The organism is Actinomadura rifamycini DSM 43936, from assembly GCF_000425065.1.
GTDB classification, from domain to species: Bacteria; Actinomycetota; Actinomycetes; order Streptosporangiales; family Streptosporangiaceae; genus Spirillospora; species Spirillospora rifamycini.
Genome location: NZ_AULB01000057.1, coordinates 1 through 13,158, shown reverse-complemented (window position 1 = coordinate 13,158; position 13,158 = coordinate 1). Strand labels below are relative to the sequence as shown.

Sequence of the window (13,158 nt, the reverse complement as noted above, 5' to 3'; positions counted from 1 at the left end):
GGTGGACGCGTCGTCGCCGTGGCGTCTGCGGTAGTCCTTGACCCAGTTGCCCAGGGTGGTGTCGTGGATGCCGACCTCACGGGCCACATGGGCGATGGGGCGCGGGCCGTCCAGGACCATCCGGACGATCTCGTCCTTGTGCTCCTGGGTGAAATGCCGCCTCTGTCGTGCCAACGACCTTCCCTTCCGGTTCTCCCCAACTCTAGTTGGGGCCCTGTCCGGAAGATCCGTGGCACCTCACCCGGAACCTGCTCGAAGACGAACCGGACCTGACCGCGCGGATGCGGTCACACCTGGCCGAATGGTGGCACGAACACGCCGGTCGCCCCGGCAGTCTGCCCGACCCGATGCTCACCACCCTGCAGACCGGCCCCGTTTACTACAGCGACCCGGCCGAATACGCGGCCCGCCTGCGGCGCACCGACCGCGCCCACCTCGCCGAAGACCTGGAGGAACGGCTCGCCGGCCTCAGCGCTCCGGTGTCCTGGCATCCCCCCGAGCCCCGCCCCACGGCCCACTTCATCGAGCGGTGGGGCAAAGCGTTCGAACGCATGGCCGACGAACCCGCCCGGCGGCACTGACCCGTTCCGCAGGCCCGCCCACCCTCTCGGACCTTCGACTTCCCACCCCCGCAGCCGAGGAGGCGCGACATGTCCACCGGGGCCCTGCCCCCAACCGGCGCGGCACCCCCGCAGAGCCTGTCGCGCGGCGCCGCGGATGGCGGCAACTCCTGCTGCTGAGCGGCCTGATCAGCACCGACAATGGCGAGACCAGCGTGGCCTCCGTGCTGTTCCCCACGATGCGTGCCGCGCTGGCCCTGCCGCTGTCGATGCTCGGCATGCTGATCGGGCTGAGCAAGCCGACCGGCGTGATCTTCGGCCCGCTGTGGGCGCTGGTCGCCGACCACATCGGCCGCAAGCGGACCTTGGTGCTCTGCTCGGGCGTGTAGGGACCGTGGACGGCGGCCACCGGGCTGGCACAGGACCAGGTCCAACTGGTGATCTTGTTCGTCATCACCGCGGCCGGGGTCAGCGGCGCGGTCCCACTGGTCAACGGCATGGTGGCCGACCTGTTCGACGACCGTGCCCGGGGGCGGGCCGTCGGCGCGCTCTACGGGATCGTCTCTCTGTTCGTCGCCGTCTTCGGCCTGCTGATCGGGCAGCTCTCCCGCAACGAGAACGGCTGGCGCTACGGCTTCTTCGTGGCGGGCGGGATGCAACTGCTGTTCGGCCTCCTGGCCGCGCTGTTCTTCCGGGACCCTGGTGTGGGCGCCGCCGAGGCCGCCCAGCCACGCCAGCAGCCGCGGACGCCACTGCCCATCCGCGACGATCTGCCTTCGGGCGGGGTGCCCGACGACCGGTCGTTGACACGCGAGCGAACATGGAGCCAACACGGGAACGAACACGGGCATGCCGGGCGCGATTTTGGGATCTTGGCAGTGGTAAGATCCCTGGTCAGGGGTTGCGCGCCCGGCAGAATTCGAACCCGCGACCGTCGGATTAGAAGTCCGAGGAAAGTGCTATCGACCCATTATTCAAACTGTCGAAGCATGCCACTCTCTCCCAGTATGTGCAGCTGTCGACGGCCTGCAATGCCGCTCAGTGCCGCCTACCGTTAATGCGTTCCGCGACATACGAGCAAACAACGAGCGAACATGAACGGGTGTTGCGCAGGTTCCGAGCCCCTGGGGCCCAGGCATAGGGGAACGCCCCACACCCCTCCAGTGGCGCCTTAACCATTACCGGCTCGTTCACGATCGAAGCCTCAGAGGGGTCTTGGGCCAGAAGAGCATGGTGTTCGAGTCGGCCACCCCGGAGGGGGATTCTCGGCCGGCTCTGGTTTGGCGTATTCCTCGTTGCCAGCGCGGTGCCGTGGCTGGCTGTGCGAGCGGGTCCGGGGCAGAAAGAGGGCTGTGAGCAGGCCGAGCACCGTCGCGCCCGCAGCGATCACGAAGGAGACGCGGAAGCCGTGCATGGTCGGGACGGTGAGGCCGTTCACCGAGTGCGCGGTGTCGGCGAGGACCATGCCGATGACGGCGCTGGAGACCGAGGAGCCGATCGAACGCATCAGCGTGTTGAGGCCGTTGGCCGAAGCCGTCTGCGAAGCCGGGGTCGCACCGACGATCAGGGCGGGGAGGGATGAGTAGGCGAGACCGATGCCCCCGCCTAGGGTCGCTGTGATGATGAGGCTTTGCCAGGGTGCGCTCAGCAGGCCGAGGCCGGCGCAGTAACCCGTCGCGATGATCGCCATGCCGAGGATCAGGGTGGTCTTGGGGCCGTGCTTGGTGGACAGCCGGGCGTATACGGGGACCGAGAGGGTCATGGTCAGGCCGAGCGGTGCCATGCACAGGCCCGCGACCACCATTGACTGGCCGAGGCCGTGGCCGGTGACCTTCGGCAGCTGAAGCAGCTGGGGAAGGACCAATGAGACAACGAGAAAGGAGGCGCCGACCGTGATCGAGGCGAGGTTGGTGAGAAGCACGGCGGGGCGGGCCGTGGTACGGAGGTTTACCAGCGGAGCCTGGCTGCCCAGCTCGATCACACCCCACAGAATGAGGACGACCGCCGCTGCGGCGAGCAATCCAAGGGTGGTACCGGAGGCCCAGCCCCAGTCGCTGCCCTTGCTGACCGGCAGCAGGAAGAGGACGAGGCCGGTCGACAGCCCGACCGCGCCGAGAAGGTCGAAGGTGCCCTGGGCACGGGTTGGGGACTCCGGGACGATGAGGAGGATGAGAGCGATGCACAGGGTGCCGAGGCCGGCGGAGCCGTAGAAGAGGGCATGCCAGTCGGCGTGCTGGGCCACCAGGGCCGCAGCGGGCAGAGCGAGGCTGCTGCCGATGCCCATGGAGGAACTCATCAGGGCCATCGCCAAACCGAGCTTCTCGCGGGGGAGCGCGTCGCGCATCAGGCTGATGCCGAGGGGAATCGTGCTCATCGCGAAGCCCTGGAGGGTCCGGCCTGCGATCATCATCAGCAGATCGCTGGTGAGGGCGCTGATGAGCGTGCCGACGACCATCACCGCGAGGCTGCAGATCAGCATGCGGCGCTTGCCGTGGAGGTCGCCGAGGCGGCCCATGATCGGCGTGGTGACGGCGCCGGCGAGCAGGGTCGAGGTGATGACCCAGGCCGCGTTGTCCGGCTCGGTGTCCAGTAGCTGCGGCAGGTCTTCGAGCACCGGGATGAGCAGGGTCTGCATCACCGAGACCACGCTGCCCATGAAGGTGAGCACCAGAACGAAAGCTCCGCTCGATCCGATTGGAGGGCGGGCGGTCGACGTGTGCGGCATGAGGGGACGGCTCCAGGCCGAGAAGTATGTGATGTCGTTGGGATGCCGGATTCCACCGCAGGTGGCTTTTCGCCCTCCGTCGGCTGAGCCCGGATGGCAGCGGCCGCGCCGTCCGCCGCGGCGTTGACTGCCTCGGGTGCGCAGCTGCTGGAAGGTGTTCTCCCGAATGTGGCCCGATGCCCAGAGGCGCTCGCCTGACCGGGCTCCGGGCCAGGTGAAGAAATCCGTGCTGGTCAGGCGTGTGTCCGGCGGCGTCGCGTGGTCAGGACGTGTGGTCGGGTTCGGATTCGGGGCGGGTAGCCGATCACGTTCCGTTACTCGGCGGCCGGGCCACATTCGAAAGAAGGGTGCCTGCTGAGGGGGTGGCGTCAGGGCTCACGAGGAGCCGCAGGAGCCCCTCGCCGGTTCGCTCGCGGCCCATGGGCCGAGGGTGAACCCGGCGCCGTTCCGCCGGATCTCCAGGGCGCCCGCACCGCCGAAGTGCGCAGGGACGAGCAGTTCCCGTTCATCGGCCGCCCGCCCGAGAATCCGCCGGCGGCTGTTCGCCGCTTGTTCCGGGGCCAGGCAGGCGTTGCTGTTGCAGCAGGGGTGCAGGATCTGCACCGGGCTGTGCAGCAGGTCTCCGACGAAGACCGCCCGGTCGTTGCCGGACGCGAGTCGCAGTACCGACGAGCCGGGGGTGTGGCCGGGCGCGGACTCCAGGGTGAGGTGCTCGTCAATGCGGTGGAGGCCGTCCCACAGTACGGCCTGTCCGGCCTGGTGGACGGGCGCGATGCTGTCCTCGTAGATCAGACGGTCGACCTGCTGCGCGCCGTTGCCGTACGCGTTGTCCGGACCGTAATGGAAGTCGTCGGCGGCCGGGATGAGGTAGCGGGCGTTGGGGAACGTCGGCACCCACTGCCCGCCGGCGTCGACGGTGTTCCAGCCGACGTGATCGACGTGGAGGTGGGTGTTGACCACGACGTCTACGTCCTGCGGCCGGACCCCGGCCTTCGCCAGCAGGCCGGGGAGATCGCTCCGAGACCGGTGGAACGGTCCCATGCCCGGTCGTTCGCGCCCGTTGCCCGCTCCGGTGTCGACCAGGACGGTCCGCCCGCCGCTGCGCAGCACCCAGCTCTGCAGGGCGGACACCACTCTGTCGCCGTCCGGCTCCCAGTGGTCCGGTGCCAGCCAGCCCTCGTTGTCCTTCCACACGTCGGCGTCGGCTCCGGGGAACATGTCGGAGGTCGGCAGGAACGGTTCGTGCCACTCGACGACCCGGATGACCTCGACGTCCCCAAGCAGCATGCGCTGCACACTCTCGTTCTCGCGCGTCATGCGCTCAACCGTAAGAAGGATAAAGCGAGCTTCTCAATGCTCGTTCATCTCAATAAAATACGCGTCCGTCTCATGCTTCATGCGTGAAGATATTCTGGCCGGATGGATGTGGTCAGTGACGCGATCTCTGCCGTTCACCTCGGGCACCCGTGGTTCCACCGGGTGCGGACGAGCGGGAGCTGGTGCGCGCGGCTCGATCCCTACGACGGCGCGGGCTTCTACGTCCTCCTGAAGGGAGGCTGCTGGCTCCTGACCGACGGCGGGACCTCGGTGTCCCTCGGCGTGGGCGACGCGGTCCTGCTGCCTCACGGCACGGGCCACGTGATCGCCGACTCTCCCGCCGATGCGGCGGTCGCGACGCGGAAGGCGGAGCCGTTCGAGCAATGGCTTGCGGAGGTCGGGTCGCAGGCAGACCTCGGCCGCGACGGGACGGAGCTGCTGTGCGGCAAGTACTGGCTCGACTGCAGCCGCATGCATCCGCTGATGGCGGAGCTGCCCGAGGTCGTCCATCTGCCCAGCCGCGTAGGCGGCCACCTCGAACTCCGTGCCGCGATCGACCTGCTCGCCGGCGAGCTGGACGAGGTGCGGCCCGGCTCCTGCGTGGCGCTCCCTAACCTGCTCGACCTCCTCCTCGTCTACATGATCCGCTCCTGGATGGCCGAGAGCACCTGCGGAACCTGGCCCGGCGCACTGGGGGACCCGGTGACGGCCGCCGCCCTGCGGGCGCTGCACTCGCATCCGTCCGCGCCGTGGAGCAACGACCGCCTGGCCGCGGAGGCGGGCGTCTCCCGTCCCACCCTGGCGCGCCGATTCACCGCCCTGGTCGGCCGCCCTCCGATGGCCTACCTCGCTTGGTGGCGCGTGATCCTCGCCGCCACCCTGCTCCGCGACACCAAGGAGACCCTGGCCGCCATCGCCGGCCGGGTCGGCTACGGCAGCCCGTACGCGCTCTCCCACGCCTTCGAGAGGGAGTTCGGCACGACACCGGGGCGATACCGAAAGCAGGCCGCGGGGAGAGTCGCTTCCGCCGCACACCCGCCAACAACGTCCGAACAAGCTGACAACGGAGCCTGAACCAGGCGGCGCCCCGGGGCGTGAGGGACTGGAACGGTCTTTGGCCATGCTCTGGCGGGCACCGACGAGCCGCCGCGCAGATCGACGGTCGGTGCTCCCGTTCGGCAAGGCCGTCGGCCGCCGAGATCAGTGTGCCGCGCGAGCTTGAGCGGAAGCAGCGGCCTCCGCGGCCTCCTGAAAGTCGACGACGGCCCCGCCGTGGTCCCTCGCCCAGTTCGTCAGGACCTCGATGGGCTCGACGAGGGTCCGACCGAGGTCGGTGAGGCTGTACTCGACCCGCCGCGGTGCTTCTGCCCGGCGTTCGACCAGACCGTACTGCTGGAGCCTGCGCAGCGTCTGAGTGAGGACCTTGCGCGAAATTTCACCGATGAGGTCGACGAGCTCACCGTGCCTGCGTGGCCGTTGGCTGAGCCCGAAAAGCACAAGCGCGGCCCATTTGTCGGAGATGATCTCGACCGCCAGGCGAGTGGGGCAGTCGGCGAGGAAGACGGGCCCGGTCGCGTTCTGCATGGTGAACGAAGGTACCAGGAGGTAACCCACGCCTCCGTAACGTCTTCGGTGAGTACTGAACCAGCACCGGATGCGGAGGAGTCACCATGCCACGAGTCGTCGTGTTCGACGAGTTCGGCGGGCCGGAGGTCATGCACGTCGTCGAGGAGCCGATCGTCGAGCCCGCGGTCGGCGAGGTACGGGTCAGGATCGAGGCGTTCGCCGTCAACCCGCTTGACCTCATGATGCGTTCCGGCGCCGCGCCCGCGCCCGTCCCCTTGCCGCACGCCCGCCTCGGTGTCGAAGGAACCGGTGTCGTCGACGCGGTGGGTCGCGACGTCACCGGATTGCAGATCGGCGATCCGGTCATCCTCACGGCCGTTCCGGACGCGAGCGTCAAGGGCAGCTATGCCGAATACACCACCGTCCCCGCGGGCCGGGTCGCCGCCCGGCCGGCCGGGCTCGCGATCACGGAAGCGGCGGCGGTCTGGGTCGCGTTCTCTACCGCCTACGGCGCGCTCGTCGAGAAGGCGAGGATGCGGCCCGGCGACCACGTCCTCATCACCGCCGCGTCCGGCGGCGTCGGCCGGGCGGCGATGCAGATCGCAAATCAGATCGGCGCCGTGCCCCTCGCCGTCACTCGGCACACCGCGAAGACGGACGGCCTGCTCGCCGCCGGCGCGGCCGCGGTCATCGCCACCGACCAGGTGGACGTCGTCGAAGCCGTCCACCACCACACCGGCGGGACAGGCGCCGACATCGTCCTCGACCTGGTCATGGGCCCCGGCCAGCAGGATCTTCTCAAGGCGGCCCGCCCCGGTGGAGCACTAGTTGCCGCAGGCTTCCTTGACCCTCGGCCCACGTCCTTCCCGACGGGCACGCCGCTCACGGTCTTCGGCTACCAGAGCTTCGAACACACCCTCGACGCGGTCGTGGTGAAGCGCATGGCGGCCTTCCTCAACGCTGGTGTACGCCTCGGTGCGCTGCGGCCCGCCATCGACAAGACGTTCCTCCTCGACGACATCGTCGAGGCACACCGCCACCTCGAGAAGGGGCTCCACGCCGGAAAGAAAATCGTCGTCACGGTCTAGGAACAGGCCGGAAAGCCACCTATGGCTCATGGCCGCAGACCGGCACCAGCTGCGGGCTTTCACAGGATAAGAGGTGACATGGCGGGGTCTCCACGGCAGATGACACTCGCTCACTTCTGGAGGAGGTCACCGGACCCCCTGAGGCCGAATGCGGACGTTCGATCAGGAGGCGTCCAGCACCGCAGTGGGATCTGCGAGGTAGACGACCCGGTCCGACCAGGCGTCGGCCGACCGTTCGGTGCGGTCCACAAGCAGGCCGCGGCCGCGGTGCAGCAGATTGTAGAGGCGGCCCTGTTCCAGGCCGAGGTCGCGCAGGCGGCGGCCGAGCAGGTCGGGGCCCGCGCCGAAGTCATAGCGGACGCCGATCGCGGTGATCTTCTCGATCAGGTAGCGGCTGACCTCGTCGAAATCCGCCGGCTCGGTGAGCAGCCCGCGCACTGCCCGCGCAGCGCGTCCTCGGCGACCAGATGACGTTCGGCCCGGTAGGTGTCCAGCCAACTCGACCCGCACGGATCGATTCTCGGCACGTGCAGGTTGCTCAGGACAAAGTTATGTATCGGCAGGCCTTCGGTCCGCCTTCACGAATATCATGTTGGGAACATTTATGGCGGTCAGTTCGCCGGTTGACTGCTACCTGTTTTGTATGTTGCCGGGTCGACCTTGGTGAACGCGCCCCGCCCCTCAAGGTTCTCTACACCTCCAACATACAGCTGATGGTAGTCGGAGAAGTCTCCAGTTGCCGCCTTGGCTTGCTCCATTAGCGCGGTTACCTTGAATGGCTTCGAACCGTTTCCGACTAGTTTAGTCACCGTCTTCCCGCCGGTCAGTACCGAAAGTTGTATGCGAAATTCACATGACTTCTGCTCAGTGATGCCCAGGACCTGGAAAGTCTGCTGCTCCTTGTGCTTCAGTGATACCGTCTTCGAGTCGAAGTAAAGATCACCGAACCCTTTTTCCCAACCAGACCACACTCGTGCCTGCGGATTCGGTTGATCTAGGTTGAAGGCTACACGGATCGTGTCATCGACCCCTGCTGTGGGCGAGTAAAACAGTGTGCCCGTGAGGGGGGCGCTGCACTTGCTGGCCGCCCTCATATCTAGGATGCGGATCGGGGTCTTGCGATTTCCTGTCAGGACGATTTGGGCCATGACCATGCCGACGTCCACGCCACCACGCGGCCGTGCCCAGCTTCCGAGGTCGAATGGGCTGATGTCCCTTAGTTGATCTGGTGTTGCCGTGACCGGCTGCGGAAAAGCGAAGGAATCGCCCTTGAGGTCGACATTGCTCTGCAGGGCAACGGAATCAACCTTAACCGGCGGACCTCCCGGTTCATGAGCGTCCAGTACTTTTTGCCCACTAGAGGACAAAAGGGGGATGGCGACACCGGTGGCGATCGTCACGCCGATGCCTCCGAGCCAGACGGCTGGGCGTTTCAGCCATCGCCTCAGCTTCGAGGGTGCTGTGGCTGGTGGATGGCTGCGCGATGTTGGGCTGCGTCCGTATGGCGATCGGTTGACCATTGTTGCCCTCGTTGTTGGGAGCTCGGCATCTAGAAGGATAGTCGCCCTCGACTTGCCTCAGTTACGGACGTCCTATTAGTCATCCAAGGACAACCGAAATTACGGCACCGATGAATCGGCGCGGCCGAAGCTTTAAACGATCAAGAAGCGGTGGCGCTCGACCTACACCCCACAACACCGGCCATGGGACCCGGTGGAGCCTACAGATTAGCTCGAGTGAAATATCACTTGCCTTCAGGCTTGTGTCTCCTGGGTTCGGCGGTCGTCTTCGTTCGTTGACTGCGTAGATGGCGGCATGGTGTTCACCAAGGGTTCTGGTCGGGTGTACCGACGATGTGGATGCGTGGATCCGGAGTCGAGGAAGGCGCTGGGCGCGCGGTGTCCGAAGCTGCAGGCCGGGCGCCGGCATGGGAGCTGGTATGTCCGGCTGGAGTTGCCGGTCGGTGCGGATGGGCGGCGGCGCCGGACCCGCCGTGGTGGCTTCGCCACGCGTAAGGCCGCTGAGGAGGCGCTGGAGCAGTTCGGCAGTCCGCGCGGGACGGGGGGCGGTTTGCTCATGGTGGGCGACTGGCTGACCCGGTGGCTGGCCACCCGCACAGGGGCGGCGTCCACGATCAAAAATCACGCCTGCCATGCCCGTCGGTACCAGGCCCGTACCTGGGGCAGATCGTGCTGGCCGAGCTGTCGCTCGCCCACCTGCAGGCGATCTTCGCGGGCATCGTCCGCCGGCACGAGGCGCGAGGTGCGCCGTTGACGACGGCGACACTGAACCGGATCCGGGCGACGCTGCCAACGGCGTTGAACGCCGCGATCCGGCAGGGACTCATCGGCGACAACCCGGCGTCTCGGGTGGAGTTGCCGGTGGCGCGGCGTCCACGGGCGGTGGTGTGGACCGCGGCGCAGACGGCCGAGTTCCTGTACGCGATCCGGGAGCACCGGTTGTATGCGGCGTTCCACCTGATCGCCTTGCAGGGGCTATGGCGCGGAGAGGCTGCCGGGCTGCGGGGGTGCGATGTGGACCTGGACCAGCGGGTCGCGGTGATCTCCCAGCAGATCCAGCATCACCAGGGCTATCTGACCGCGTGCCCGCCCAAGACCGCCACCAGCGCCCGCGTCATCGCGCTGGACCGCACCACCGTCGCGGCTCTCCGCGCTCACCGTGAACGGCAACAAGACGAGCAGCGGCAGGCCGGAGTGGACTATCACGACAGCGGCCATGTGCTCACCACGACCAACGGCGCCCCGCTGGCCCCGGTGCGGCTGACCCGACTGTTCCAAGGGCTGGTGGCCGAGTGCGGGCTGCCGCCGATCCGGTTGCACGACCTGCGTCACGGCGCGGCGACGCTGGCGCTGGCGGCCGGGGTGGAGTTGAAGGTGGTTCAGGACATGCTGGGACACTCCAGCATCGTGCTGACCGCAGACACCTACACCTCAGTGCTGCCCGAGGTCGCTCATCGTGCGGCGGAGAAGACCGCCAAGCACGTGATGAAGGCGGGCCGGCTGATACCCGGCACCAACCGGGTGCGCCGGCGAGACACCGGCCGCAGAAAACGCCGCAAGACCGACACGACCCCGACCCGGGCGTCGACGACGCTGATTTGAGCTGGGCATTCACCCGGTCCGCGGAGCTTGGCGTGGGCCCGGTTCGCCCGCTTCTGCGACTCAGGTTTGTCCTGCCCTTGTAGGGCGTGATCAACGCCGGCGTCTCGGCTCCCTGGTACGCCTTGTCGGCCAGGGTAAGAATCCCTGCCTTCTCCAGTTCGCGCAGGATGCCCCACGGCCGGGCGGCGGTCAGGTCGTGGACCTTGCCCGGCAGCGTCCCCGACGTGCACAGGATCGTCCCGTCCGGACCGGCGATCACCTGCACGTTCATCCCGTGGACCCGGTGCTTGCCGGAGAAGTACGGGCGGTCCGCCCTCACCCGGTCGGTGTGGACGAGTGTTCCGTCCAGCACCATATGGGTCAGGCCGTCCTTACGGGCCTTCCGCAACGCGTGCACGAGTTTGGGCGAGCGCGCCGACAGCAGCATGACGGTCTCTTCCACCTACCGCCAGGCGGTGGCCGCCGACACCCCGAACCCCGCGCTGATCTCGGCGAACGTTTCGTCCTTGCGCAGATACGCCAGGACGAGCAGGGCCTGGCGGCCGGGGCGGAGCAGCCGCCACCTCGACCAGACGGCCTTACGTCGACGGCGGATCAGCCCGGCGAGGTAGTTCAGCGTTGAACGCGACAAATCTAGGGCCAGCACGGTAGGACAACACGCAGAGACCTCTGGTTCAGGCGGCGTGATTGTGGTGATCAACCCGTCTACCGGGGTCTCTCCACGTCTCATGCCGAACCCGGAACTCGCGATCATGCTGTGACCAGCAGCCCACCACCAGAGGATGAAATGGGTTCACTGATCATCTACCTTCTTGGGTCATTTCCGCCCCTGGTAGTAGTGATGCCCCCAGCCCCGTTTATTTCCAACCGTTTGGATGTCGGAGGGGCATGAGGAGAACTTCGTCCGTTCGGGGGGTGTCACAACTGTTGGAGATCGACCGTGGTGATTCGCGGCCGGTGGTACCGGTCGAACAGGAAAGGTGGTTGTTGGGGTTGGTGGATCGACTGGAGCCGGGGGATCCGGAGCGGATCGGGGAGTTCTGGCTGGCGGGGCGGTTGGGGGCCGGCGGGCAGGGGGTGGTGTACGAGGCTTACGGGTCCGACGGGGCGCGGGTGGCGGTGAAGGTCCTGCACGGGGCGGCCGATTCGCCGCGGGAGCTGGAGGCGATGGCGGCCGAGGCGCGGACGGCGCAGCGGGTCGCCTCGTTCTGCACCGCGCGGATCGTGCAGGTGCGGCTGGAGCCGCCGCGGCCGTACCTGGTCAGTGAGTACATCGAGGGGGTGAGCCTGCAGGCCGCGGTCGATGGGGGGCCGCAGCGCCCGGCGCGCCGGTTCGGCGGGGACGAGCTGCACCGGCTGGGGGTGGGGATCGCCACCGCGCTGACGGCCATCCACCAGGCCAAGGTGGTGCACCGCGATCTGAAACCGGGCAATGTGATGCTGGGGCCCGATGGTCCCCGGCTGATCGATTTCGGGATCGCGCGGACGGTGGACACCCATTCGGCCACCGGGGACGACCGGCTGGTGGGGACGCTGCGGTACATGCCGCCGGAGGTGTACGGCGGGCAGCGGGCCGGGGCCGAGGCCGACGTGTTCGCCTGGGGCGCGAGCATGGTGTTCGCAGCCACCGGCGAGCACGCCTTCACCGGGAGGAGCCTGCCGGTGATCGCCGAGCAGGTCCGCAACCACCATCCGGACCTGTCGGCACTGCCCGGGCCGCTGCGGGACCTGGTGGCCGCGGCCCTGGACAAGGACCCGCTGCAGCGGCCCCCGGCGCGGGCGGTCCTGACGGCGCTGACCGGCGACCCGAACCAGGACGCCGGTCTGGAGGACCTGATGAATCTGGGGTCCGCGCAGGCGGCCCCGCACAGCGGATGGGAGCCGGGCGACCCCGCACTGGGCAAGCTCGCCGAGTCCGTCTACACCGCCCTGTCGCTCGAAGACCAGCACCTGGTCCCCGAGGTGTTCCTGCGCTGCGTGGTGCCCGGGGAGGCGGGCGACTGGTCCATCCGCCCGGTACCGGCGGGGGAGCTGTTCGACCGCCGCAGCCCTGCCGAGGCGGAGGGGTTGCGGCGGGTGGTCCGGGCTTTCGCGCCGCTGCTGGCCGTCACCGGTGGCCAGGATCCCGATCCCGCCGGGCAGCAGCCGGTCCCGGAGCCGGGTGAGCGGATCGTTCTGACCCGTCCGGCGCTGCCGAGGGCGTGGCCGCGGCTGCGTGACTGGCTTGATCAGCACCGCCGGGAGTTGGCCGAGCATCACCGTGTCCGCCAGGCCGTCGATACCTGGGACGCCCACGGTCGGCGCCGGGGTGACGTGCTGGCCGGTGCCCCCCTGGACCAGGCCATGCATTGGGCCGCCAGCGGGCATCCGCCGTTTCCTAACCGGAGCGAACGCGCCCTGCTGGACGCCAGCAACCGTGCCCAGACCACCCGCACCCGCCGCGTCCGCATCGCCGCTCTGGTCCTGGCCGTCACGGCCGTGCTGTCCCTGACCGCCACCGGATGGGCCGTCAACGCACAACGCGTCGCCAACCGCCAGCGCGATGCTGCCATCTCCGGCCAGTTCCTCGCGCAAAGCAAACAGGCCACCGACCCAGCGGTTGCCGGGCTCCTCGCCGTAGCGTCCCGGAACTTCCGGAAAACCCCCGAGAACCGAGCCCGCCTTCTGGACGTCCTGGGCAAGCCAGAACGCGGCCTCCTCACCGGCCACACCGACCTCGTGTGGTCGTTGGCGTTTAGTCCCGATGGCAGCACCCTGGCCACCGGCAGCGACGACGAGAC

General features: G+C 68.1%; 14 protein-coding genes and 1 pseudogene. 8 read left to right on the top strand and 7 right to left on the bottom strand.

The window, feature by feature from the left end:
• Positions 1-174: transposase (locus H505_RS52870; RefSeq protein WP_034521099.1), on the bottom strand; the 174-nt coding region annotated here is incomplete at its 3' end.
• A 173-nt stretch (positions 175-347) separates the two neighbouring features.
• Here H505_RS52870 and H505_RS50375 point away from each other — a divergent pair.
• The 3 genes from H505_RS50375 to H505_RS48305 all read left to right on the top strand — a co-directional run bounded on the left by H505_RS50375 (position 348) and on the right by H505_RS48305 (position 1,618).
• Positions 348-581 (top strand): hypothetical protein, encoded by a 234-nt coding sequence (locus tag H505_RS50375; RefSeq protein ID WP_157433228.1) that lies wholly within the window; start codon positions 348-350, stop codon positions 579-581.
• A 194-nt stretch (positions 582-775) separates the two neighbouring features.
• Entirely contained in the window at positions 776-949 is a 174-nt protein-coding gene (locus tag H505_RS50370; protein WP_157433227.1) for a hypothetical protein, read from the top strand.
• A 24-nt stretch (positions 950-973) separates the two neighbouring features.
• A complete protein-coding gene (locus H505_RS48305; protein ID WP_084551099.1) occupies positions 974-1,618 on the top strand; it encodes an MFS transporter in 645 nt (214 codons plus the stop codon).
• 146 nt (positions 1,619-1,764) lie between these two features.
• Here the strand turns inward: H505_RS48305 and H505_RS45970 are convergent, their stop codons facing one another.
• Together H505_RS45970 and H505_RS0132980 are read right to left on the bottom strand one after the other, a co-directional pair.
• Positions 1,765-3,228, bottom strand: a complete 1,464-nt coding sequence (locus H505_RS45970; protein WP_245592688.1) for an MFS transporter — start codon at positions 3,226-3,228, stop codon at positions 1,765-1,767.
• Positions 3,229-3,660: 432 nt separating this feature from the next.
• Positions 3,661-4,602, bottom strand: a complete 942-nt coding sequence (locus H505_RS0132980) for an MBL fold metallo-hydrolase (protein WP_026405357.1) — start codon at positions 4,600-4,602, stop codon at positions 3,661-3,663.
• A 102-nt stretch (positions 4,603-4,704) separates the two neighbouring features.
• Here H505_RS0132980 and H505_RS0132975 point away from each other — a divergent pair, with 102 nt between their 5' ends.
• Entirely contained in the window at positions 4,705-5,676 is a 972-nt protein-coding gene (locus tag H505_RS0132975; protein ID WP_026405356.1) for an AraC family transcriptional regulator, read from the top strand.
• Positions 5,677-5,802: 126 nt separating this feature from the next.
• On the opposite strand, the gene H505_RS0132970 is transcribed toward H505_RS0132975, so the two are convergent.
• Positions 5,803-6,186, bottom strand: a complete 384-nt coding sequence (locus H505_RS0132970; RefSeq protein WP_034521095.1) for a winged helix-turn-helix transcriptional regulator — start codon at positions 6,184-6,186, stop codon at positions 5,803-5,805.
• Between the two features lie 101 nt (positions 6,187-6,287).
• Here H505_RS0132970 and H505_RS0132965 point away from each other — a divergent pair, with 101 nt between their 5' ends.
• The gene (locus H505_RS0132965; RefSeq protein ID WP_245592687.1) at positions 6,288-7,256 is read left to right on the top strand and encodes a zinc-dependent alcohol dehydrogenase family protein; all 969 of its coding nucleotides are present in this window, start codon (positions 6,288-6,290) and stop codon (positions 7,254-7,256) included.
• A 162-nt stretch (positions 7,257-7,418) separates the two neighbouring features.
• On the opposite strand, the gene H505_RS0132960 is transcribed toward H505_RS0132965, so the two are convergent.
• Both H505_RS0132960 and H505_RS50365 read right to left on the bottom strand, forming a co-directional pair.
• Complete coding sequence (locus tag H505_RS0132960) at positions 7,419-7,694, bottom strand: hypothetical protein (RefSeq protein WP_026405353.1); 276 nt, start codon at positions 7,692-7,694, stop codon at positions 7,419-7,421.
• Between the two features lie 173 nt (positions 7,695-7,867).
• Positions 7,868-8,656 carry a hypothetical protein gene (locus H505_RS50365; protein WP_157433226.1) on the bottom strand — a complete coding sequence of 263 codons (789 nt, stop codon included), beginning with the start codon at positions 8,654-8,656 and terminating at the stop codon, positions 7,868-7,870.
• Between the two features lie 415 nt (positions 8,657-9,071).
• On the opposite strand from H505_RS50365, the gene H505_RS52865 reads away from it, so the two are divergent.
• On the top strand, positions 9,072-9,530 hold the full coding sequence (locus H505_RS52865) for an Arm DNA-binding domain-containing protein (protein WP_084551096.1): 459 nt from the start codon (positions 9,072-9,074) through the stop codon (positions 9,528-9,530).
• Entirely contained in the window at positions 9,446-10,378 is a 933-nt protein-coding gene (locus tag H505_RS45965; RefSeq protein WP_051301458.1) for a tyrosine-type recombinase/integrase, read from the top strand. Before H505_RS52865 ends, H505_RS45965 begins: the two co-directional genes overlap by 85 nt.
• Here the strand turns inward: H505_RS45965 and H505_RS52860 are convergent.
• Positions 10,279-11,037 (bottom strand): annotated as a pseudogene (locus H505_RS52860) (transposase family protein); the annotation flags it as partial. The gene H505_RS45965 and the pseudogene H505_RS52860 sit on opposite strands and share 100 nt — an antisense overlap.
• A gap of 268 nt (positions 11,038-11,305) precedes the next feature.
• On the opposite strand from H505_RS52860, the gene H505_RS48300 reads away from it, so the two are divergent.
• Positions 11,306-13,158 (top strand): WD40 repeat domain-containing serine/threonine protein kinase (locus H505_RS48300; protein WP_169528892.1); only part of this gene is annotated, 1,853 nt, incomplete at its 3' end.